This is a genomic window from Amycolatopsis ruanii, from assembly GCF_003385175.1.
GTDB classification, from domain to species: domain Bacteria; phylum Actinomycetota; class Actinomycetes; order Mycobacteriales; family Pseudonocardiaceae; genus Amycolatopsis_E; species Amycolatopsis_E thermalba.
The window spans coordinates 54449-75594 of record NZ_PQHY01000025.1 but is presented as its reverse complement, the minus strand read 5'-3'; the positions used below and the strand labels follow the sequence as shown (position 1 = coordinate 75594).

Sequence of the window (21146 nt, the reverse complement as noted above, 5' to 3'; positions counted from 1 at the left end):
TACCGTTGCGGTCGTGGGGGTCCGGTCCGGCGGCGTCGGTTGGTTGGCCCCGCCGCCGGGCGGGCTGGTTCAGCGGGTGGCGCGCAGGGCGGCGGTGGCGGCCTGCCCGATGGCGCGGGCGGTGGTGGCGGGGTCAGTCAGGGTGTGCACGGTGGCGCCGCGCATGGGTTCGTTGAAGGGCGCGTCGGGCGCCAGCCACAGCACCGCGCATCCGCTGGCACGCAACCGGTCGAGCATCTTCTGACCCGGTTCCTTGGTGGTCGCCTCGAAACACCCGTCGGAGACGATCACGAGCAACCGGGCGGCGTCGGGACGGGTGAGGCCGAGCGCGCCGTCGAGCGCGCTGATCGCGGTGTCGACGTGGTGCTCACCGTCGTTGGTGTCGAATTCGGTCACGCGCGGCGGGGTGCTGCCGGGGCGCGTGATGGGGCGCACGTGGTAGCCGAAGATGACGGTGGCGGTGGTGGCGGGCACGGAGGTGTGGCGGGCGGCCTCGGCGAGGATCCACGCCGCGGAGGCCACGGGGCGGGCGAAGGCGCTCATGGACCCGGACACATCGCAGGCGATCCCGATCCGCAGCGGTGGGGCGGGCACGGTCGCACGTGTGGTGCGGGTGAACGGCTCGGCAGTGGGGATCGCGCCCGCCGCGCGTTGCGCGTCGGCGGTCATGGCGCCGCGCATGCGCAACCGTCCCGGGGGCAGCGCGGAGCGGATCTTGGTGGGGGTGCGGTCGCGGGCTCCGGCGGTGGTCAGCGCGCGGGCGAGGTGCCGCGCAGCGGCGCGTTCAGGCGCGGAGGGCGGACGGCTGCCCCGGATGGTGGTGCCGGAGGTCGGGGGTGCGCCGGGGCCGTCGAACACCGCGCGCGCGTTGCGCTGGGCCTGTTGGTCGGCGGCGTCCTCCCGGGCGGCGGCCTCCAATGCCTCAGTGGCGGGGTCCGTGGGGGCGGGCTCGGCGTCCACGGCGCGGTCGATGGCCGCCACCGCGTCGGCGAGCGCTGTCGCCAGCGGCGACGGGGTGCTGCCGGTGCCGCCCGGCGCCTGTGCGTGGCTGCCGGGTTCGGGGGGCCGTTCGTTCGGGTCGCTGCCCACGGCTTCACACCAGCGGCGGCCGAGGTCGATCATCGCGTCGGTGTCGTCGTCGGCGGTGCGGTGGGCCTCGCGCCAGATCTCGCGCAGCGTGTCCAGGGTGCCGGCGTCGAGGACCCGGGTGACCTCGCGCCGCACGGCGGCGGTTTCGCGGCTGTTGAGGACTCCCCCGTCCACCCGAGCCAGCAGCAGCGGGGCGCCGTACGCGGCGTCGGCGGTCGTCATCTGCGGGGCGGTCGCGGGGTCGTCGAGATCGACCTTGAGATCGGCGAGCAGGAGGTTGGTGGCGCTGGCGCGCAACCAGTACCGGTCACCCGGGCGGCGGCGCAGCTGTGCCGCTTCGATGCGGGACTCCTCCAGCAGGGCCGCCGCCGCTGCCGCACCGGGCGGCGCGTCGTCCGGCGCTTGCCACACCGAGTGTTTGGCGTGCGCGCATTCGTGAGTCAGCAGTCCCCACGCGGTGCGGTAGCGCTTGCGGTCCCCCACCCGGTGCGGGGCGACCGTGGCGGGGTCGACCCCGGGGGCGAGGTGGACACCGTCGACCTCGATCGTGGCGGGATCGTAGAAGAAGCACGCGGGGGCGCCGTGGCCCGCTCCGGGCGCGACGGTGACCACGATGTCGTCGCGGTCGGCGATCGCGGGGACCTCGTCGCCGAACGCGGCGGACAGGGTCAGCCACCCGGGCGCGGCCGGGAACACGGCGGTCGGTGTGGCGGCGGTGGCGACGTGGGTGCTCATGTCCTGTCCTTTCCGGACTGTCCCTTAGAACTGGGGGCCTAGTGACAGTGGGGCGACGTGGGGGCCGAACACGTTGTGCACCACGTCGGCGACCACGTCGCGGTCTTCCTCCGGTGCGATGCCGAGGAGGTTGCCAGCGGCGGCGGCGGTGCCCAGCACGTCGGCGATCCGGGTGAACGCGATCAGCTCGCGCAGCTGGGGCGCCCACCCGATTTCGCCCTTGTGCTGCCGTGCGGCCAGGTTCCGCGCGACCCGTACCGCCCTGGGTTCGATGCCCAGCTGGGTGGCGAGGTCGTAGTCGGTGGACACGTGGATCTGCGCGGCGAACCGCGACGAGAGCGCGTCGGTGAGCACCGCGCCGTGGACGCCGGGGTTGTGTCCGGCCACGACGTAGAACCCGGGCGCGGCGTCGACCACCTCGTTGCGGTGGGATTTGACGATGATCTGGCGGCGTCCGTCCATCGCGGGGTACACCACGGCGAGCACGGTCGGCGGGATGAGGGTAGCGTCGTCGATGAACAGCGCCCGCCCTTCGCGCATCGCGGTCACCAGCGGGCCGTAGGCGAATTCGTAGCGCCCGTCCGGGGTTTGCGTGTAGGAACCCACGAAGTCGTCGGTGACGGTGTCGCTGTCGCCCTGCACGGTGATCAGGTCGTCGAACGCGGCCTCCACCACCGACGTTTTCCCGGTGCCGGGTGGGCCGTACATGAGCGCGGACACCCCAGCGGCACGCAACCGCCGCAGCGCGGTGACGTCGGACAGCCCGGACAGTTTGCGCGGGTGGTACATCTGCCCATTCGGGCGCCGGACCGGGGTGGTGACCAGCGCGGCGGGAGCGGGTGGCGTCGACCCGGTGGGGGTGGTGGTACGCGGGGTGATGGTGACGGTTTTCGCGGCGTCGGCGGTTTTCCCGGTCGCACGGTAGGTGAGCGGGTTGGTGCCGACCTGTTCGGCTTGCCCGCGCGCGGCCAACGTTGCCAGCGCGTTGCCCACTGCGCCCGATGATCGTTTCAGGGTCTGCGCGATCGCGGACGGGGTGACCGTGGCGGTGGGGTTGCTGGCGAGGTGTTCGGCCACCATGCGGCGCAATTCGCCGTTGCGCAGCCGGGTTGTCGTCCCCGGGGCGGCGGGCGCGTCGCCCCGGGCAGTCGGTGTGGCGGGCGTGCTCATCGGGTGTCCCTTTCAGACAGTCGCGGTTGCGGATCGGTCCGGGGCTAGAGGTTTTCGCCCCATTCGGCGTGCCGCCGATGGAAGGTCAGGTCGGCGCCGCTGCCGCACGGGCACGGCGCGGACGCGTCGCGTTCCCACTGCTGGCGGGTGATGGTCAGCGGTCGCGAGCATCCGCCGCATTCCACGGTTCCCGTGTCGGGACCGCCGCCGGGGGTGGTGGTGGACAGCCATTCGACGGCGTCGAATTCGCTGGCCGCGTGGTAATGCGTACCGTCGGTGGCGACGATGCGCCAGTGCTCACCGCGCACCCGGTCGGCCGGGTAGTAGGTTCCGGCGAGTGTTCCGTCGGGGCGGGTGACCGTGCCGTACAACGTTTGTTGCGCGTCGGCGGGGTCGATGACCACGCACGTGACGGTGCAGCCGTTTTCACGGAAGTGGTCGACGGTGATTTCCGGCAGCGGCGCGGGATCGGCCATCGGGTCGATGACGTGCACGGCTGGGGTGCGGGCGTTGCGGCTCACGACGTGGCCCCCTTTCCGGGATGTGGCGCGGGTTTTTGGGCGGTTCAGCTGTACGCGAGTTCGGTGGCGTCGTGGTGCGCGTCGGTGGCGGCTGCGGCGGCGTCGTGGCTGGGGTGTTCTTCGGTCCATCCGCAGTAGCAAAACGCGGTGGCGGTTCCATCGGCGTGGGTAGTGACATCGGTGAAGCACATAACGGTCCCCATTCGCGAATTCACTGATTCCGATTTTCCGGGGGTTCCCGGCGACACAACAAACGTAACTCGATCCCGGGTGCCGCGCAATAGGTTTCCCGCGCGAATTTCCGCGAATTTCGGGCGATTTTCGAGCGTTGCCGGCGTCGTTTTCCACAGACGTTTGCGCAGGTCAGGAGTGTCCGGCCCAATAGTGAAAGGGAATGGAAGGCCGGCCGCGATTGATAAAGCCGCGGACAAGAATTGCTTATCGTCAATATGTGGGCAAGCGCGGGAAAGACAAGGTGAGTGGAGTGCGGTAGTCCGTTGCTGACGAGCGGCAGCCACGGGCCACACCGCCCCCGGGCCTGATGTGCTTACCCGCTTGGCGTCAAGCGAGTCTGGGACACCGGCGGATCCCCCGTCGGTGGTCGTGAGCTGCGGAAAGGCCCCGCACCGGGGGATCCGGCTTAGCCGGATACCGGAGGGCGAGGCTGATCTGCCGGGCCAGCGGCCCCACGGTTGGCCGTCACGCTCAGGATCACCGCACCTTGCCACGGTGGCGGTGCGTGACCGCCCGCGGGCGTCGCCATCGCTGCGACGTGGACAGTGAGGCAGGCACGCAGGCCACTCGACGCGGAGCAGCGAGGGAATTTCCGCAGAATTCAGGAGCACGCTCACAAAGTTCTTCTTTTTTGACGTCGCCGACGGTATTACCGTGGCCGACGCTAGCATCCGAGCGGGCGTGAACGGGGCGAGATATCGAGGCATTTCGCTGTTCCGCACAAATGCCTTTGACGCTGCCAGGAGGTGGTGCGGTTCATTCATTTGCCATGGCACGAGGCGAATCATCGAGCGGGATCCCGGTGTGGCGGGCACGTAGTCGCTGGGCGAGGTCGATGGTGTCTTTGGTGGGTTCGGTATCGATTTCGGCGAGGCGGGTGTGCAGGAGTGTGAGGGTGCGGGAGATGGCGTCGTGCCGGCCGAGTTTGTGTTGCAGGCGCATGATGTCGCGGTAGAGCAGCTCGTTGTGGGGGTCGAACGCGCGCGCGGTTTCCAGCAGATCCAGGGTGTAGTCGGGGTCGGTGTCCACGCGGGCGCGGGCGAGCGCGGCCACGGCGTCGAGGGCGTCGCGGCGGGTCGCTTCCCGTGCCGCGGCAAGCCATTCGGCCTCCAGGCCCTCCGCCAGGAAGCCGCCGTAATGGGCGACGATGGCCTCGTAGGCGTCGGTGCGCTGCTCGGGGGTGGTGGCGGTGCGGCGTCGGGTGACCGCGTCGGCGAAGGCCCAGTAGTCCACCTGCACGACGGCCGGGTCGAGCCGGTAGTAGCCGTGCTCGGCCAGCACCAGCTCGCCGACGGCGCCACCGGTGGCGGTGTCGAGGGCGCGGCGGATCCGGGACAGGAGGGTGCGCAGCACGCTGGCGGGGTTGCGGGGTGGCCGATGCGGCCACAGGGCGTCGATGATGGATTCGCGGGGCGCGCCGCCGGGGTGCACGGCCAGGAACACCAGTAGTTCCGTGAGCCGGCTGCTCAGGTCGACGGGCAGGTCCTGCGGGTGGGTGGGATCGGGGCGCCAGCGCAGGACCGGGGTGCCGAACACGGTCAGCAGCAGCGCCGCCGCCGCGTTCTCCGGGGGCGCGGCCGCGGCCTGCGGGGGCTCAGGAGCGCCCGCCCTCGGCGGCGGTGACGGCGCATTGGTTGCGATCTCGAGGTGATCGGGATCGTGGTGAGGAACCCCGGGGCCGGTGTCCTCTGTTGGCGCTTGGGTGGTGCGCAGGAAGGTCAGCAGGTCGCGGGTGGCGGTTTCGGGGAGGGTGAAGGCCCGGATGCCGCGCAGGGGTTCGCCGCGGCCGGGGTCGGTGGCGGAGATGACGCCGGCGGCGGTGACGTAGGCGGTAACGCCGGGGCGCCATTGGCCGAGCAGCAGCGCGGTCAGGCCGTGCTGGGCGTGGTTGTCGAGCAGCTGCTGCAGCCGCTCCTGCTGTCCGGCGTCGGTCGGTGGCGTCGCGACGAGGGTGTACCCGGGTGGCGTGTTCTCGGACTCCAGGGTGGCCAGGGCGGTGTCCACGTCGGGTACGACGGTGACGGTGTCCGGCAGGTCGGCGGGCGGCACCGGGACGCCGAGCAGCCGGGTGAGGTCGGCGGCGGGCACGAGCATCCTCGGCGCGGGGCGGTCGTCGTGTCGGGTGGTGAGGAGGGTGAGCAGCAGGGCACGAGCTGCGGCGTAGGCGCCAGGCCCGACGAGTCCGAGGCCGTGCACGCGGGCCAGATCGAGAGCGACCTGCGTCCCTGCTCCGTGTATGGGAACGTCGAGGCCGATGTCCACCACCGAAGGCGAGTTCTTCAGCCCGGCGCCGCCCACGACCCGCACCTCACGCTCGGCCGGGGCCGCCGGGTCGGCGGGGTTAGCGTCCGGCTCGGTGTCCTCGTCATGCTGGGCGCGCAGGTGGGCCAGGCGCAGCTGGTAGACCACAGGCGCGACGGGCAGGTCGTCGCGGCGGCCGCTACCGGGCCGGTAGCGCGCATTGTGGCGGCGGCGCGCGAGCACCAGCAGGGCGCTGACGGCCGCGGCCAGGCCCAGGCTGACGAAGATCTCGGTGCTGCCGCATGCCGGGTCGTCGGCCGGCTTGCCCGGGCTCCCGGCGTCGGCAGCGGGCGTGGTGCTCGGACCTGGACTCGCGAGTGGAGGCGGCGGCGCCGGTGTGCTGGAGCCCCTGTCCGGTGGGGCGGGTGAGCTGCTCAGGGGCAGGCGGAGCAGGTCGCCGGGGTGAATGAGGTGAGGGTTGGTCAGGAGCCGCCCGCCGGGTTGGGAGCTGCCCTGGTTGAGGGTCCAGATCTCCGGCCACCGGTTCCCGTCACCCAGGCGGCGTTGCGCGATCCGCCACAGCGAGTCGTGCACCCCGGCCTCGGGTGCCCGGACTCGCTCCGTTCCGGGCTCGGCCGCGGGCACCGGTTGTTCGACGGCCGCAGCGACGATCGGCGCGTGCCCGGCTGGCGTGGGGGCGGCGGTCGCGGTGCGACCTAGGACCGCGACCAGCACTGCGCCGACGAGCACCGCCGCGACCCGCCGCAACGGTCCTCTCTGTAGCCGCAGGTCCGGCCACCGCGCGCCGCGGGCAACATCGAGGGTGCAGACGGCGATGTCGAGGACCAACATCAGCCACAGCAGCCAGGCCAGGCAGGCGAGCGCGTCGAGCAGGAACCTGCTCGACATCGGCGCCATCAGCACGGTGCCGATCTCGTCCAGGCTGGGCACGTGGTCCGGCAGCGGCCATCCCACGCCGTGGATCAGCGCCCACGGAAGCCCGTGCAGGAGCGCGGCCAGCAGCACCGCGGCGAGCAGCCCGCTCACCGTCCGGCCCAGCAGCCGCACGATCCCCAGGGCGCCGGACGCCGCTGTCATCAGGTGCTCGCCGCGCCGGCCGCGACCGCGGTGGAGTCGGGCGCGCCCGATGGCACTATGGGCGCGGCCACCGTGCCGTCATGCCGGAATTCCTTGCCGTTGGTGGGTTTCTGCTTCCTAGTGGGTGGTTTGCGTTTGCCGCCGCGGCGGGGTTTCGCCGCGTGGTCGCGCCAGCGTGCGAGGTCGGTGACGGGGATGTCGGTGACCTGGGACAGCTCGTCCACGTCGATGACGTCACCGGCCGAGGTGAGGGTGTCGCCGAGTTCGCGTTCGAGCTCGGCGAGCTGACCAGCAAGCTCCGCGTGCCGGCGCGCGAGCTCGCCGACGGTGGTGGCGGCGTGCGCGCGGCGGGCGCTGCGCGCGGAATCGGTTTCCTGGAGGCGGCGGGTGATCTCGTCTTCGGAGGTGACCATGCCGGTGTTCCCCTTTCGTGTTGGTGTTGCGGCGTTCAGGGGTCGATGCCGGTGACGCCGCGCTGGGGGTGTGCGGCGCCGCGGCCGTGGGTGTGGATGTCGGTGATGCCGATCAGCGAGAGCAGCTGGGGCCGGTAGGTGTCGGTGACCTCGACCGTGACCGTGTCCCCGGCCACCTGGACCGTGCCGGTCGCGCCGATACCGGCCAAGTACCGCTGCGCGAGGTCCCGCGCTCGCGCGGGGTCGACGCGGAGGGTGCCGTCGCTGCGGTAGGCGGCCAGGTCGAGGGCCTGTGCGCCGGCACGCGCCGCGGACTCGGCATGCCCGCTCACGCGGACCTTGCTCGCCAGCGCGAGCCCGCCATCCAGGCTCAAGCCGGCCAGGGCGAGCAGCCCGACCAGCAGCGCGAGCACGAACGCGGTCACGCGCCCATGCTCTGCACGCCACCAGGAACCTGGGCCGGTCATGGCGTCGCTCGGGCGGCGGGCTGTGATCGGTAGGTGTCGACGACCTCGCTGGCGCTCGATTCGAGGGTTTTCCCGCCGGGCACGCCGAGCAGCAGCGCCTGGCCGAAGTCGACGGTGCAGCGCACGTGGACGGTGACCGCGCCGCCCGGGGTCAGGGCTCCGGACAGGGTGGTGGCGACGTTACGGCAGACCGGGCCGGCCTGGGCGAGTGCGGCGCTCGCGGTGTCGCGGGCGGCGGTGGCGGCGGCCGCGGTGCTGCGTTGCAGGGTGGCGGCGCGTGCGGCTTGGTGGGCGGCGTCGTCGAGGCGCAGCCGGGCATCGACGCCGCGGTGCACCACCACGGCCACGAACACCAGCAGCATGACCAGTACCGGCGCCACCAGCACGGCCTCGGCCGTCACCGATCCGCGCTCGGCCACCCACCAGCGTCGCCACGTCGGCGCGGAAGTTGAACTCGGTCGAGTCAACGGACTTCCTCCCCTCACCAGCCGTGCGCCGTGGTGAGGTCGGGCAGGAAGCGTTCGACCTCACCGAACGCTTCGGCGTGCACGTGCAGATGCACGCCGGGCAGTACCGCGGCGGCCTCGCCGCGGATGCTCACCGCCACCGTGGCCGCGGTGCGGGAGACCGCGAGTTGCGGCTCGCGCAGGGGCCCGGCGGCGAGGTCGTCGAGCAGGCGCTGCCCGGCGGCTTGGCCGGCGCCGGTGGTGCCGTTCTGGGTGCGCGCGGCGGCCAGGGCTTGGGATGCGGCGGCCTGGGCGACGTGTGTGGCGTGGGACCACAGGGCGAACTGGACGATCGCCAGCAGGGCCAGCAACAGCAGCGGGGTGGCCAGCACCAGCTCGACCGTGACCTCGCCCCGGTCTCCGCGCAGCGCCCGGCGAACCCTCCCGGCTAGCATGGTCAGCTGCCGAGGCCGAGGTCGATCGAGTTGGCCTTCTGTGTCAGTTTCGCGACGATGATGGCGATGATCGCGATCGCGGCGATCGCCATCAGGGCGGTGACGATGACCGTGGTGGTGATCTCCCCGCGTTCCGGGTCACCCCGCAGCAGCGCGAGCCGCGCGGCCATCAGCTCCCAGACGATGCGCATGTGGTTCACCATTGGTGTGCCTTCTTTCCGTTGTTGTGCAGAGCTTTCACAGTCCATTGAGGACTTGGATGACGGCGGGGTAGGCGATGAATCCGAGGAAGCCGAGGAACAGCAGCGCCACCGGCATGGCCATGCGTTCGGTGGCGGCTTGGGCGTCGGCTTCGGCGTCGGTGACCTGGTGGGTGCGCAGTGCTTGGGCTTTCGCGGCCAGGGAGGCGCGAACGCGGGCGCCTTCGGTACCGGCCAGGGAGATCGACGCGGCCAGTTCGGACAGTTCGGTGATGTCGAGTTCCTCCCCGAGCCGGCGCAGCGTGGCCCAGGGGGTGGTGCGGGTCAGCTGGGCGGCGTGCAGCGCGCGGCGGATCTGGTCGAACGCCGGGCCGCGCCCGACGGCGGCGGCGTCGCCGAGGGCGGACTCGACCCCGGCGCCGCCGGCTAGGGTGATCCACACCAGGTCGAGGAAGGCGGACAGGGCGTCGCGGAATTCGCGCCGCAACCGGGTGGCCTTGGTCCGCACGTCGAGGTCCGGCACGAGGAACCCGAGCGCGGCGAGCACGAGCCCGGCCAGCAGCGGCACCTCCAGCCCCAGGGACAGCCCGCCCAGCGCCAGCAGCGCCTGCAGCAGCCACGGCGCAAGCAATCCGCTCAGCGCGAGGAGAGCTTTCGACGCGAGGTGGGTGTCGACACCGCGCCCGGTGACCCGCAGATCGTTCTCGATCTTGACGACTGGCAGGCCGAGCGTGCGCAGCGCGGGCACGAACACCCGCCCCCATTTGGTGACCCAGGCGGCGTCGGACACGGCCGTGATCGGTGGGTCGGCCGGCCGGGTGCTGATGTGCGCGAGGCGGGCGCTCAGCGCGGGGCGGGGTGGCAGCGCCCAGATCAGGAGGAGCCACAGGCCGGCACCGGCGCCGGCGCCGAACACGAGCGCGGGGATCATGCGCCCTCACCTCCGCCGATGATCGCCATGCCCTCGCCCGACGGTGCGCGCGGGGTGTCGAGCGCGAGTACGCGGGCCCGGCCACCGCTGGTGGTGATGCGTGCCAGCCAGGCGAATCCGGCGGCGAACACGCCACCGAGCAGGAGCAACACGACCTGGCCGATGGCGGAGTTGTAGACGTCGAGGTAGGCGCGGTTGAACAGCACGACCCCGGCGGCGAAGGCGAGGGTGGTGGCGACGATGACCCGGACCGAGGTGCGGGTGCGGGCTCGCCCGGTTTCCACGCGCATCCGCATCGCGGCCTGCTCGCGGGCGGTGGTGGCGAGCGAGCCGAGCAGGTCGCCGAGCTGGCGAGCCTGGTGCTCGGCGGCCAGGACCAGCGCGGCGAGCACGAGGTCCGCGGTCGCGTCGTCCAGCTCGCGCGCCAGTCCCCGCAGCGCGGGCGCGAGACGCTGCCCGCTTTCCAGCCTCGCCGCCAGGCCGGTGACCTCGCCGCTGATCATCGACGGCGCGAGCGGCGCGGTGGCGAGGATGGCTTGCTCGAGCCCGGCCGCCGCGGACAGCACATCGCGCAGCATCTCCGTCCACGACGCGATCGCCTCGATCCGCGCGACCCGCCGGGCATGGGCACGGTCCGGCCCCACCAGCCGGGGCAGGAACCAGACCCCCGCCGCAGCCAGGACACCACCGGCCAGCCACCCGGTCACGGCGGCGGTCAGCAGCCCCGCACCGACCGCCAGCGCCAGCCGCACCAGCACCCTCCGGTCAGCGCCCCTCCCCCGCGCGGCACGGACAACGCCGCGACGCGACGGCGTCGCGCGCCAGCCGGCGAGGATGAGCAGGATCCCGGCCGCGGCGCCCAAGCCGAACGCGGCGGCCACGAGGACCTCGGTGTCGAGCGTCATGGCGTCCACCACCCCTCCGGCCGGGTCAGCAGGTCCGGGTCGAACCCGGCCGCGACCAGGTCGTCCAGGGTGTCCGCGCGCAACGCGCCGGGCACGGGCACCGCGCGGCGGTCGGGGCCGCGGCGGTAGACCTCGTTGGAGATCACCGAGCCGGCCTCGGCATCGACGACCTCCCGGATCGAGGCGATCACCCGCGTGGTGCGGTCGGCAGCGCGGTCGAGGTGCACCACGAAGTGCACCGCGCTCGCCACCAGCAGGGCGGTGGCCTCCAGCGGCAGCCGCTCCGGGCCCTGAGCCGCGTAGGAGGCCAGCCGGGTGAAGGCGATCTTCGAGCTGGAGGCGTGCAGGGTCGCCATGGAGCCGTCGTTGCCCTGGGACATGGCGTTGCACATCGGGATGACCTCGGGCCCGCGGATCTCGCCCACGATCACCCGGTCCGGGCTCATCCGCAGTCCCCACCGCACCAGCTCGGCCTGATCGATCGCGCCCTCGCCTTCCACGTTGGGCTCGCGGGCCTGCAACGCGGTGACGTCGGCGTGCAGCTCCGGGTCGAGGCCCAGGCCGAGTTCGAAGGCGTCCTCGACGGTGACGAGGCGTTCCATCGGGTCCATCTCCGCGGCCAGGGCCCGCAGCAGCGTGGTCTTCCCAGCCCCGGTGCCGCCGGTGATCAACACGTTCTTGCGGGCCCGCACCACCGCGCGCAGAAACCGCTCCAGCCCGGCATCGAGCGTGCCGCGGCGGCGCAGCTGGGCGAGGGTGGCGGTGAGGTAGCCGTGCCGGCGGATCGTGCACGCCGTCACCCCGCCCGCCGTCAGGCCCAGCACCGCGAACAGGCGTTCCCCGCCGGGCAGCTGCAGGTTCAGCGCGGGCGAGCCGCGGTCGAACCGGCGCTCCTCCGACGAGGCGCGCGCCGCCAGCGTGCGGATCAGATCGGTCAGCTCCTCATTGGACCCGGCCACCGGGGCGACTCGCGCGCGGCGGCCGTCGTTGTACTGGACGAACACCTGGTCGTAGCGGTTGACGGCGATCGTCTCCACGGTCGGATCGGCCAGCAGGGGCTGCAGGCCACCGAGGCCGAACACCTCGCCGAGCACGTGCTCGACGACCCGCTCCTCGGCCTCCGAATCGACCAAGGTGCGTCCGGCGAGCAGCTCGGCCTCGCTGTGTGCGGCGATCGCGGCGTCGAGGACCTCCCGGCCGAGCTCGCGGCGCCGCTGCACGCTCGACCCGCTGGCGCCGTCGGTCTCGACGCGGCCAGGCAGGTCCGTGGTCAGTGTCTGCCGGAGCCGGGCTCGCAGCCGCTGCTCGGCGTCGTCGGGCCCGTCGGCGAGCGGGGCCACCAGGTGCAGATGATCGATGTGGGTCATGTGCGTGGTTCCTTCCCCGGCTGGTGTCCGTTCCGCGACGGCTCGCCCGCCTGCGGTGTCGGCACCGGCCGCAAGCGGTAGAGGCCGGGCCCGGGCGGGCGGATCACTGCCCCGCCGGGCAAGCGCACCTGCTGAGCGGGCACGCCCGGCACCACAGCCAGCCCGGGTGGAGCCGCCTGAGCCGGTGCCGGGGGCGGAGTGGTCAGCGTGCGGGCGAGCGCGGCAGCGGCGCGCGCGAGACCACCACCGCGGCGGCGAGCCGAGGGCTGGTGTCCGGCCAGCGCCGCCGCGGCGGCCGGGTCGTGCGGGATGCGGCCGATCGCCGGCACGCCCAGCTCGCGTTCGACGTCGCTGGTCGGGTAGCCGTGCCCGGTCAGCAGCAGCCCCGGCCGCGCGGTCCAGTGGGCCAGCTCGCTCAAGCGGGCGGCGGCGTGCGCGAGAGCGTCCGCGTGGGTGCCGGTGAGCAGCACCAGCGCGTCCGCGCGGCGCGCGAGCGCTTCGGCCGGCGAGCCCGGGTCCAGACGCCCGCAATCGGCCAGCACCACCACCCCGGGCTCCCGGGCGGTCGCCTCGATCAGCGGCTCGCCCGGCGCGGTCGCCAGGGTGGTGAGCGCGGCGCGGGCGTGCGCCGCGCCCGGCGGGGGGAGCAGCACCCGCGCACCTCCCGGCAGAGCCTGGGTGTGCTCCCACACCAGCCCGAGCGCACGCCGGCGGCGCGCGGCGGCGGCGAGGCTGACCAGGCCGGGCGTCGGGGGCAGGCCGAACCGCATCGCCAGATCACCCCCGCTCGGGTCCACCTCCGCCACCAGGCGACGCTGCGGCGTGGTGTCGGGCCACTGCGCGGCCAACGCCACCGCCGTCGTGGTCACTCCGGGCGAGCCCTTCAGGCTCATCAGCGCGACGAGCATCAGCGACCACCACCCGCGGGCTGCATCACCAGCGCGAGCTGCCCGGCCGGCACCTGCGCCAGCTCGGTCGCCGCCGTGGACTCCAGCTCCAGCGACACCACCGTCGCCTGATCGGTCCCCGTCGGTGCGACCCCGATGACCGTCGCGTGCCACGGCGCGCCTCCCGCGCTGGATTTCGCCGTGTCGGCCGTGGTGTCGGCGATGACGACGACCGTCACCCGGGTCCCGGCGGCCAGTTCCGGCGGGAACTGGCCCGGCTTCACCGCGACCGCCGCCGCCGCCCGCCCCGCCGCGGGGACCACAGCATCGCCGACGCTGTCCGGAGTCAGCAGCGCCCCCGGCCCGAGGCTGGTCGCCATCGGACGGCCCAGCACCGCCGACGCCTCACCGGCGGGCACAGTCGCCACACCCGGTGCCGCGGCAACGTCGACGCTGCGCAGATCGGCGGTGGTCAGCACCTGGCCGACGCCGACCGGCCGCGCTACCACCAGCACCGCGACCCGGTCTTGGCTGCCGGTGGTCCACCACACCGCGCCCCCGACGCAGCACACCACCAGCAGCACACCGAACAGCAGATGAGGCAGGCGACGGCGCCGACGACGAGGTGGCGTCCCCGGGGAACCGGTGGAATCCAACCAGGCCCCCGGCCGCTCGACCGCAGCCGTGTCACCGCCAGTGTGGATGTCGGTACTGGTCACGTGCGCCTCCAGGCATAGCTCACCCGCACCACGCATCTCGAATGCGCAGCCGGAAAAAGGAAAAGAACGAATTCAGTTGAGGGGCGGGGGTTATCCCGTTCCGAGTGCCTGCGCCTCGGCGACCCGGAAGGACGCCTCCGCGCTCGTGGTCATGTCCGGGAACGTGCCCGACTCCCCCGCACCAGACCACGTGACACGCCACCGCACCGTGGCCGTCGCCGGGAACCGCTCGCCCGGCGCCGAGGCCGAGGACCGGTGGAAGGTGTATCCGCAGTCCGGCGACGCCGCTTCCGGGTCACCACCGGCGGGAAACGGCGTGCCCGGCCCCGCACACGTCACCGTGGCGCCATCACCCATCGACCACGACACCGAGGTCGGCGTCGCCTCCGCGGTGACCGACACCCCCGGCACCGACGCCGTCGCCGACCTCGGCTGCCACACCGCCCGGTCCACCCACAACCACGTCGGCAGGCGCACCAACTGCGTCCCCGCCGGACTCGACGCGATCACGGGACTCGGCAACCGCAACTGCGAACGCGCCTGCTCCGCCAACTCCTCAGGCGACGGCAACGCCACGGCACCCGGCGTCTGACCATCCGGAATCCACACCGGCGAGCGGAACAACGCATCACGCCCACCCGGGCCCGCGCACTGGTAGACGTACCAGGCCCCGCGCTCCCCCGGCGCCTGCGCCAACACCGCACCCCCGGACCGAACACCGGCCCGCGCCACGAACCGCACGCCCCCGGCGCTCTCGCCACGACGGTGGCTGACCGTCGCCACCCCATTCGACGGCGGCTGGTAATCGCTGCGGACGTAGGCGCAGTTCGCAAGACCGGACTCGCCACCGACGATACGGTCGCCAGGTGCGGCTGCAGACGGATCGGAGCCGCCGGTTTGCGGCTTCGCGTCGCCGCGATTCGGCGCAGGGCGAGCTGGAGGCTTGCCCGATCCGCTTCCGGCCGTGCCGGCGCCGAGGTCGCAGTATGGCGAGGGATCGCTGCTGCAATCGACGCTGCCCCAACCACTTCCGAACGCGGGCGTCGCGCATCCAAGGACGACAACCAGCGCAATCGTTGTCGCGGAGCCTGTTCTTCTCAGCATGTTCCCACGTCCTGGATGGCGAAGTCGGTAACCTTCCAGGAGCCATCAACGGCCTTCTTCACCATCGCGTTGATGTGGCGGCGTCCCCCAGGGCCGTCCTCGGCAGGCTGGCCGTTGTCGATCCGGTACTTGAGCCAATGGCTGTCGTCGCCGCAATCGACGATGTTCACGGTCGTGGGGTTGTCAGCCGGTTCGACTGACTCGACCTGCGGGCTGTTCTCCGGCTTCCCCTTGGTGACCAAGCCGTTGTACCGGTCGGCGTAGAGGCCACGGGACATCTTTGACAGAGCCTCGGCGGTCGCATTCCGAGCGAGCTTCGACGATTGCCAGTCCGACGTGGTTGCCGCTTCAGCCATGTCGCTCCACATCCCCAGGTAAGCGGCGATGGCCAACTGCTTCGCAGTGTCGGCCGGATCGGCGACGGCGGTCGTGCTGCCCGGCAATGAGGCCTGGGAGGGCGCGGTCGGGGAAGCTTGGCTCGCGCCCTCTCCAGAGCTGCAGGCCCCCAGGGTGATGCTGGCGGTGGCGGTAAACACGGCCAAGCCGATGCGGGCCTTCCTCCAATTCATCACATACCCCCAGGTCATCAACGGTCGTGGTTGCGCTCTGAGTACGACCCTGACCGCTCGGGTGGTACTGGTGGCCTGGCCCGCGGAAAGTTCACCCGTTGGTTTGAGCGAGCAGGCGCTCTGCGGCAAGCAGGGCACGATGGCGTGCAGGGTGACACGGAGGGACGCGGGATGGTGCAGTCGGCAGGCGCGGTGTGGTGGACGCTCGGCGCCGCCGTCGCGGGGTTGGTACTGGGAGCCGCGGCGAGCACCCTGACCCGCCAGTTCCTGGCGCAGCCTCGCGCCCTTGCGGGAGCCCGATGGTTCGGCGGCGCGCTGACGGCGGTCGTGCTGGCGTTCCTTGCCTGGCGGAACGGGAACCGTGACGAGTTGGTGGTTCAGAGCCTGGTGACCGTCTTGGGGGTTCCGCTCGCGATCATCGACTGGTGCGAGCATCGCCTGCCCCGCGCCTTGGTCCTGCCACAACTGGCTGCAGCGGCCGTCGGGTTCGCGGCCCTGTCCATCGTCCGCGCAGAACCCGAGCCGGGGCTCCGTGCCCTTGTAGCCTCGGTAGCGCTTGCCGCAGCATTCCTCGCCCTGGCTGTCGCTACAGCGGGTGGAGTGGGCGCCGGGGACGTGAGCCTTGTCGCCGTCGTCGGCCTGGTTTGCGGCTGGCTGGGGTGGCCGCAGGTTCTCGGGGCGCTCGTCGTGGCGCTTCTGCTTGCCCTGTGCCTCGTGGCCATTCCAGCGACCCGCGGACGAGATGAGGGTGGAGCGGCGGTCGTGCCCTTCGGGCCGTGCCTGCTCGGCGGGACTCTCACCATGGTGCTGGCCGCCGGATGATCTCGGCTCGGCCGAGTCCGTCCCGGCGTCACTGGCTGCCGTCATCGTACTGCTCCAACCGTGGTCGAAGGTGTCGAAGAGGAGTGGTCATTGTCGGTCGCTCGGGGTCTTCCGCCTGGGTGTCCGCGGGCAAAGTGGCATCACGGGTGATCTCTAGGCCGGTGACTGGTTGCCATGTCGAGCAGGTAGCGCACCAGACGTAGGGCGGAATTCTCGTCGGTTCAGCGCCGCCCTGGTCGACATCGTCGACGTCGTCGAGCTCGCGGGTGTGGGCGCAAGCGAGTACGAACTGCACCACTGGCTTGTTCCTTCCGCGACTCGGCCTGCGCCGTGAGGGTGGGAGAGCCGGGTGCCGCCCCGGGGGCAGGGCGTCACCCGGCTAGCGCGGACTGGCATCGTCGGTCCCCCGAATGAACCGACGAGCTTCTCGTTGACCAAGGCCCGCACTACTCCACTGTGGACCACGAATGAGCGACGGGGAACTCCGTTCGAGGGACAAGCTTGTGCTGTTTCCGGTGCTGTTTCTGTGCCGGTTCTGTCAAGTCGACAACGACTGTCAACTAAGAGATCAGAGCGTGTCCAGCTTGGCAGCTCTGGCGCGGACGTCGAGGGTGCGAGGATCGTGCAGGGATTCGAAGATGCTCGCGGCCTCGTGGTAGCAAGAGCGGGCCAACGGGACATCGCCGAGCTTGACCAGAGCCTCTGCACGGGCGACGAGCGTCTCAGCTTCCGCCCAGCGCTCACGGCTGACCCGCCGGAGTCGCAGCGCGGCGTCGAACTGGGTCAGTGCGGCGCGGTAGCGTCGCTGCTGCAACAGCAGCATTCCGTACTGATGGTGCACCAGACCGAGCACGGGTGGCACCGCGACCTTCTGGGCATGTGCAAGGGCGTCCGCGGCAGCGCGAGTGGCGGCGGCGATGTCGCCCGCTGCCTGATGCACGTGCGCCAGCGTGGCACCCGTGAAGGCCAGGCCGAGGTCGAATTCCTGGCCGGCGAAGAGATCCTGGGCTTCGGCGAGGCACTCACCTGCCTCCGCTCGCTCGCCTCCGGCCATCAGCGCCGCCCCAAGCGCGAACAGCGTCCAGGCCCGGACGCGCTCGTCATCCCCGCGCAGCCGCATTGCCTCCCGGAGGTGGTTGATCGCTTCTTCCGTGCGGCCGAGTTCGTGCTGCGCCCAGCCCAGGCTGTGCAGGCACCAGGCGACACCCCGGGCGCTGCCATCGCGCCGCGCGGCGGCCAAGCCGTCGGTGGCCGCTGTCAGCCAGGTCCCCCAGTTCTTGGTCACGTAGAAGTAGGGCAGGAACAGGGTCGGCAAAGCCCACGCCGCGTCGCGCGCAACGTGGCTGCGCGCTTGGCGGGCGATGTGGATCGCCGTCTCGGCCTCGGCATCGCACCAGGCGATCGCCGCGTCGTAGCCACCGTTGTCAAAACGCAGCGGCTCGATCCCGGCCTTGTCGCCGGCGGCCAGCTCGCGCCCAGACCAACCGGGTGCCAGAGCGTTTCCCGCATGCCAGGCGGTCGCGAGGTACCAGTTGAGAACCCGGTCGTGCGCCCGTTCGAGTTCGGACAGGGGCTCCTCGACCACGGCGCGCTGGTGTGCGTAGGCCCGCAGCAAGTCGTTCATGCGCAGCCGCCCGCCGTGGGCGTTGTCGAGCAGGTGCGCGTGGCGCAGGACCTCCAGCATCGCCCGGGAGCGCTCCCCGCTCAACCCGGTGAGCGCTGCCGTGGACTCCACGCTGGCCAGCCACGCCGGGCTGAAGCCGAGCAGCCGGAAAACTCGGCGAGCCTGCGGCGGGAGGGCGAGGTAGGACAGGTCGACGACAGCGTGGATGCTGACCGACGGCTCCGGTGAGGCGAACAGGTCCAGCCGGCGCGCGTCCGCGGCCAGCTCCTCTGCCAGGCCCGTGAGCGAGCCATGGTGCCGTTGCCGGATGTGCTCGGCCGCGATCAGCACCGCCATGGGCAGCCGTCCGCAGCGCTGGACGACCGCCTCAGCCGCGCGCCGCTCGGCCATGACCCGGGCGTCGCCGATGCGCCGCCCGAGCAGGGACAGGGCCTCCTGCTCGCTCAGGGGTGGCAGTTCGAGGTGGAGGCCGCCGGTGTGGAGCAACAGGCCCGGCTGATGCTCCCGGCTGGTCACGACCACCGCGCTACCTGCCCCTGGGAGTAGGTGCCGGACCTGGTCGTAGTTGGCGACGTTGTCGAGTACGACCACCGCCGGCCGCTGAGCGAGCAGCGAGCGGTAGCTCGCGGCGCGATCGTCGATCGAGCCGCGGAGTGCGTCCGGACCGGCGCCGAGAGCGTGCAGAAAAGCATCGAGGACCTCGTTCGGCTCCGCGGCCGTGCCGGGCGCCAGCCCGCGCATGTCGGCGAAGAGGCATCCGCCCGGGAACCGGCCCTGCACCCGCGCGGCCCATTGCAGAGCCAGCTCGGTCTTGCCCACCCAGAATACGCCCTCGATCACCGCGGTCACGGCCGTCCCCGGACGCGCCTGCGTGATCAGCGCGGTGTCGAGTTGATGCAGGAACTCCTCCCGGCCGACGAAGTCGGCCGCGGCTGCAGGCAACTGCATCGGCCGTGCCGGCGGACGGCGCCCGGCATCCTGCTCGCGGGCGATGCGTTCCAGTTCACCGTCCGCTCGGAGAGCCGAATCGATTGCCTTGACCGCTTCCGGTGACAGCCGCCTGTGCCCGTGCAGCATCTTCGACAGGTAGCTCTCGCTGTAGCCGACCGCGTGGGCGATGTCCCGCACCGACATGCCGCGCTCGCGGCGCAGCCTGTGCACCGCCGTGGCAAAGCTGTTGATCACCCGCATACCTCTCCCCCACGGCGAAGCAGCTCCTCACCACACCGAATGAGAAGACCCACGCACAGCAGCCGCCGGGGACCGGTTCGCCGCCCCCTCGGGCGACAACCGTGAACAGCTGAAATTCATTTGTGTAAGCCAGCAGCTCAGCAATGAAGATCTACTCGACGCCTCCTGAATACGTCACCACACGACACCGAGCAACGAACATGACATCAGGTGCACCCGGACGGGTTACAAGTCCCAGTAGGACCACTCGCGCGGCCTAAGCAGAACTACTCAGAGCCCACTGCCCGAAGCGGTCGGCCCGCCCCGAAAGATCCGCCAAGCAGGTCGGCGCCGACTCCCCTCCTGAGCAATGCCGGAGCCTCGGGCGCGACGAACGTCCCCTTCGCGGGCACCGTGTAGAGCAAGCCCAGGTCCCGGAGAATCCGAGTCCCATGCCGGACCGTCCCCAGCGCATACCCGAGCTCCTGCGCCAGACGCCTCTCCGCAGGAAGCGGGCGGTGGGGCCGCCACTCGCCACTCTCGATCCGAGACTTGATCTCCTCCGCGACGAGCATGTAGGCGAACTCGGGAGTGCGCTCGCGCTGGCTCATCGCCAGCTCCCCCTAACCCGCCCCCAACCGTTCTCCGCATTGAGCTTCGTCTTGACCCGTTGCGGCTTCGCATGACGACCTAATTCCTTTCGCCGCGATCGCGAGTTCGAAGCGGGAAACAGACCGCGAAAAGACACACGGGGCCACATGATCGACCTTCTTCCAATTGTTGGTGCCAACCGGTGCCGATTCTGGCACCACCCAAACCGTGCATTAGCGCAATACGAGCTGGCAATAGCCCAAGCGGGTCGTTCGCACAAAGAGAGTGTGATCGGTACTCTTCACTTCATGGCGAGCGATGACCGAGAGGCACGAGCGGGCAACGAGCAGCCACTGGCCAGACTGCTGCGCTCTCACTGGTCGGCCCGGCAGCCACAGGAGAGCCTGCGCTCCGTCGCCCAGCGACTGGGCGTAGTGCACACCACGCTCGGCCGCTGGCTGGACGGCTCGCGCACGCCGTCGGAGGACCAGGTGAGGGCCCTTGCCGACGTTCTCAAGATCACAGGACGGGCCCGCGACGACCTCCTGAAGCTTGCTCAGTGGTCCAGCGCACGCGGCCGCACTGCAGGACTATTAGGCATCTCGGATGCCTTCACGGAAATCCTGAACCTCGAATCGCAGGCCAGGACCGTAGCGGAGTGGTCACCTCTTCGCATCCCCGATCTTTTACAAACAGCGCACTATGCGCGGAACACCTCGAAGGAAAACGCCGCTCATGGCGCAACGCTGAAACTCGGACGCCAGAGCGTACTTCTCGAGAACAAGACGATTCACTACAGGGCCTATCTCGGAATGCCGGCACTGACATCCCGAGTGGGAGGCAAAAGTGTAATGGCCGAGCAGATCGAGAAGCTGCTCGTCGCCTCTGAGCGGACTACCACCGAGGTTCGGCTCGTGCCGAATGATCTTGACTGGCACGATGGCCAACTGGGCGGGTTCGTCCTCTATGAGCGCGAGGACGAACCTGCGGTCGTGCACATCCAACACCTTGGGGCGTCGACGTACTTGACCTACCCAGAAGTCGTCGCCCAGTACCGCGCGCTGCTGGCCGAACTCGACGCCCTGGCGCTGACACCTCAGGAGACGCGGCAGCATCTCGAGAACGTCCTCCAGGCGTTGATCGGAACAAATCGCCCTCAGTCTGCCCGCCATTCCCCTCGGAAACCGCGATCATCACAATCTTGAGCTACACTCTTCGACCTCAATCGGCCGTCAGACTCGCGTCGCCTTGATCGCGACGAACCCGTCGATCTTCGCCACGTCGCGCAGGCCGAACTAGTTCGACAGGGTTGCGTCCGCCTTGACGGTCGGCAGTGCCATCGCCGGCCGCGCGTCGCAACGTACCCACACCCTCCGCACTGACTCTCG

The 21146-nt window shown here is 71.2% G+C and carries 21 protein-coding genes; 3 read left to right on the top strand and 18 right to left on the bottom strand.

The window, feature by feature from the left end:
* Positions 1 to 69 precede the first annotated feature (69 nt).
* The 15 genes from D0D28_RS16265 to D0D28_RS16200 all read right to left on the bottom strand — a co-directional run bounded on the left by D0D28_RS16265 (position 70) and on the right by D0D28_RS16200 (position 13878).
* Positions 70 to 1824 carry a VWA domain-containing protein gene (locus D0D28_RS16265; RefSeq protein ID WP_116111130.1) on the bottom strand — a complete coding sequence of 585 codons (1755 nt, stop codon included), beginning with the start codon at positions 1822 to 1824 and terminating at the stop codon, positions 70 to 72.
* 24 nt (positions 1825 to 1848) lie between these two features.
* Positions 1849 to 2994 carry an AAA family ATPase gene (locus tag D0D28_RS16260; protein ID WP_116111129.1) on the bottom strand — a complete coding sequence of 382 codons (1146 nt, stop codon included), beginning with the start codon at positions 2992 to 2994 and terminating at the stop codon, positions 1849 to 1851.
* Positions 2995 to 3038: 44 nt separating this feature from the next.
* A complete protein-coding gene (locus tag D0D28_RS16255; RefSeq protein ID WP_116111128.1) occupies positions 3039 to 3515 on the bottom strand; it encodes a hypothetical protein in 477 nt (158 codons plus the stop codon).
* A 44-nt stretch (positions 3516 to 3559) separates the two neighbouring features.
* Positions 3560 to 3706 (bottom strand): hypothetical protein, encoded by a 147-nt coding sequence (locus D0D28_RS35690; RefSeq protein ID WP_162831084.1) that lies wholly within the window; start codon positions 3704 to 3706, stop codon positions 3560 to 3562.
* Between the two features lie 799 nt (positions 3707 to 4505).
* The gene (locus D0D28_RS16250; RefSeq protein WP_116111127.1) at positions 4506 to 7088 is read right to left on the bottom strand and encodes a BTAD domain-containing putative transcriptional regulator; all 2583 of its coding nucleotides are present in this window, start codon (positions 7086 to 7088) and stop codon (positions 4506 to 4508) included.
* The gene (locus D0D28_RS16245) at positions 7088 to 7501 is read right to left on the bottom strand and encodes a hypothetical protein (protein WP_116111126.1); all 414 of its coding nucleotides are present in this window, start codon (positions 7499 to 7501) and stop codon (positions 7088 to 7090) included. Before D0D28_RS16245 ends, D0D28_RS16250 begins: the two co-directional genes overlap by 1 nt.
* A 35-nt stretch (positions 7502 to 7536) precedes the next feature.
* Positions 7537 to 7926 carry a pilus assembly protein TadG-related protein gene (locus tag D0D28_RS16240; protein WP_429727822.1) on the bottom strand — a complete coding sequence of 130 codons (390 nt, stop codon included), beginning with the start codon at positions 7924 to 7926 and terminating at the stop codon, positions 7537 to 7539.
* Between the two features lie 38 nt (positions 7927 to 7964).
* Positions 7965 to 8387: a TadE/TadG family type IV pilus assembly protein gene (locus D0D28_RS16235; RefSeq protein WP_275895907.1), complete on the bottom strand. Its 423-nt coding sequence runs from the start codon at positions 8385 to 8387 to the stop codon at positions 7965 to 7967.
* A gap of 62 nt (positions 8388 to 8449) precedes the next feature.
* Positions 8450 to 8869 (bottom strand): TadE/TadG family type IV pilus assembly protein, encoded by a 420-nt coding sequence (locus D0D28_RS16230; protein WP_116111123.1) that lies wholly within the window; start codon positions 8867 to 8869, stop codon positions 8450 to 8452.
* 2 nt (positions 8870 to 8871) lie between these two features.
* Positions 8872 to 9060, bottom strand: a complete 189-nt coding sequence (locus D0D28_RS16225; protein ID WP_429727824.1) for a hypothetical protein — start codon at positions 9058 to 9060, stop codon at positions 8872 to 8874.
* 46 nt (positions 9061 to 9106) lie between these two features.
* Entirely contained in the window at positions 9107 to 10000 is an 894-nt protein-coding gene (locus D0D28_RS16220) for a type II secretion system F family protein (RefSeq protein ID WP_116111121.1), read from the bottom strand.
* Positions 9997 to 10905, bottom strand: a complete 909-nt coding sequence (locus D0D28_RS16215; protein WP_116111152.1) for a type II secretion system F family protein — start codon at positions 10903 to 10905, stop codon at positions 9997 to 9999. The genes D0D28_RS16220 and D0D28_RS16215 overlap by 4 nt, the downstream gene beginning before the upstream one ends.
* A complete protein-coding gene (locus D0D28_RS16210) occupies positions 10902 to 12272 on the bottom strand; it encodes a CpaF family protein (protein ID WP_116111120.1) in 1371 nt (456 codons plus the stop codon). The genes D0D28_RS16215 and D0D28_RS16210 overlap by 4 nt, the downstream gene beginning before the upstream one ends.
* Positions 12269 to 13180, bottom strand: coding sequence for a carbon monoxide dehydrogenase maturation protein (locus D0D28_RS16205; RefSeq protein ID WP_116111119.1), 912 nt, complete (start codon positions 13178 to 13180; stop codon positions 12269 to 12271). Before D0D28_RS16205 ends, D0D28_RS16210 begins: the two co-directional genes overlap by 4 nt.
* Positions 13180 to 13878, bottom strand: a complete 699-nt coding sequence (locus tag D0D28_RS16200; protein ID WP_240323229.1) for an SAF domain-containing protein — start codon at positions 13876 to 13878, stop codon at positions 13180 to 13182. The genes D0D28_RS16205 and D0D28_RS16200 overlap by 1 nt, the downstream gene beginning before the upstream one ends.
* A gap of 190 nt (positions 13879 to 14068) precedes the next feature.
* Between D0D28_RS16200 and D0D28_RS35685 the strand changes: the two genes are divergently transcribed.
* Entirely contained in the window at positions 14069 to 14470 is a 402-nt protein-coding gene (locus tag D0D28_RS35685; protein ID WP_162831083.1) for a hypothetical protein, read from the top strand.
* 505 nt (positions 14471 to 14975) lie between these two features.
* On the opposite strand, the gene D0D28_RS36790 is transcribed toward D0D28_RS35685, so the two are convergent.
* Positions 14976 to 15569: a hypothetical protein gene (locus D0D28_RS36790; RefSeq protein ID WP_240323228.1), complete on the bottom strand. Its 594-nt coding sequence runs from the start codon at positions 15567 to 15569 to the stop codon at positions 14976 to 14978.
* 153 nt (positions 15570 to 15722) lie between these two features.
* On the opposite strand from D0D28_RS36790, the gene D0D28_RS16185 reads away from it, so the two are divergent.
* Positions 15723 to 16373, top strand: coding sequence for a prepilin peptidase (locus D0D28_RS16185; RefSeq protein ID WP_240323227.1), 651 nt, complete (start codon positions 15723 to 15725; stop codon positions 16371 to 16373).
* Positions 16374 to 16941: 568 nt separating this feature from the next.
* On the opposite strand, the gene D0D28_RS16180 is transcribed toward D0D28_RS16185, so the two are convergent.
* Entirely contained in the window at positions 16942 to 19188 is a 2247-nt protein-coding gene (locus tag D0D28_RS16180; RefSeq protein WP_116111117.1) for a helix-turn-helix domain-containing protein, read from the bottom strand.
* 266 nt (positions 19189 to 19454) lie between these two features.
* Positions 19455 to 19778 carry a winged helix-turn-helix domain-containing protein gene (locus D0D28_RS16175; protein ID WP_116111116.1) on the bottom strand — a complete coding sequence of 108 codons (324 nt, stop codon included), beginning with the start codon at positions 19776 to 19778 and terminating at the stop codon, positions 19455 to 19457.
* A 288-nt stretch (positions 19779 to 20066) separates the two neighbouring features.
* Here D0D28_RS16175 and D0D28_RS16170 point away from each other — a divergent pair, with 288 nt between their 5' ends.
* The gene (locus D0D28_RS16170) at positions 20067 to 20963 is read left to right on the top strand and encodes a helix-turn-helix domain-containing protein (RefSeq protein WP_162831082.1); all 897 of its coding nucleotides are present in this window, start codon (positions 20067 to 20069) and stop codon (positions 20961 to 20963) included.
* Positions 20964 to 21146: the final 183 nt, after the last annotated feature.

Bases quoted from the DNA above. Each gene is read 5' to 3' on its own strand.
- D0D28_RS16215 (WP_116111152.1), bottom strand. From the start codon at position 10,905: ATGACGCTCGACACCGAGGTCCTCGTGGCCGCCGCGTTCGGCTTGGGC.
- D0D28_RS16170 (WP_162831082.1), top strand. From the start codon at position 20,067: ATGGCGAGCGATGACCGAGAGGCACGAGCGGGCAACGAGCAGCCACTG.
- D0D28_RS16205 (WP_116111119.1), bottom strand. From the start codon at position 13,180: ATGCTCGTCGCGCTGATGAGCCTGAAGGGCTCGCCCGGAGTGACCACG.
- D0D28_RS16185 (WP_240323227.1), top strand. From the start codon at position 15,723: ATGGTGCAGTCGGCAGGCGCGGTGTGGTGGACGCTCGGCGCCGCCGTC.
- D0D28_RS16250 (WP_116111127.1), bottom strand. From the start codon at position 7,088: ATGACAGCGGCGTCCGGCGCCCTGGGGATCGTGCGGCTGCTGGGCCGG.
- D0D28_RS16180 (WP_116111117.1), bottom strand. From the start codon at position 19,188: ATGCGGGTGATCAACAGCTTTGCCACGGCGGTGCACAGGCTGCGCCGC.
- D0D28_RS16175 (WP_116111116.1), bottom strand. From the start codon at position 19,778: ATGAGCCAGCGCGAGCGCACTCCCGAGTTCGCCTACATGCTCGTCGCG.
- D0D28_RS16220 (WP_116111121.1), bottom strand. From the start codon at position 10,000: ATGATCCCCGCGCTCGTGTTCGGCGCCGGCGCCGGTGCCGGCCTGTGG.
- D0D28_RS16265 (WP_116111130.1), bottom strand. From the start codon at position 1,824: ATGAGCACCCACGTCGCCACCGCCGCCACACCGACCGCCGTGTTCCCG.
- D0D28_RS35690 (WP_162831084.1), bottom strand. From the start codon at position 3,706: ATGTGCTTCACCGATGTCACTACCCACGCCGATGGAACCGCCACCGCG.
- D0D28_RS16210 (WP_116111120.1), bottom strand. From the start codon at position 12,272: ATGACCCACATCGATCATCTGCACCTGGTGGCCCCGCTCGCCGACGGG.
- D0D28_RS16230 (WP_116111123.1), bottom strand. From the start codon at position 8,869: ATGCTAGCCGGGAGGGTTCGCCGGGCGCTGCGCGGAGACCGGGGCGAG.
- D0D28_RS16260 (WP_116111129.1), bottom strand. From the start codon at position 2,994: ATGAGCACGCCCGCCACACCGACTGCCCGGGGCGACGCGCCCGCCGCC.
- D0D28_RS16245 (WP_116111126.1), bottom strand. From the start codon at position 7,501: ATGGTCACCTCCGAAGACGAGATCACCCGCCGCCTCCAGGAAACCGAT.
- D0D28_RS36790 (WP_240323228.1), bottom strand. From the start codon at position 15,569: ATGACCTGGGGGTATGTGATGAATTGGAGGAAGGCCCGCATCGGCTTG.
- D0D28_RS16225 (WP_429727824.1), bottom strand. From the start codon at position 9,060: ATGCGCATCGTCTGGGAGCTGATGGCCGCGCGGCTCGCGCTGCTGCGG.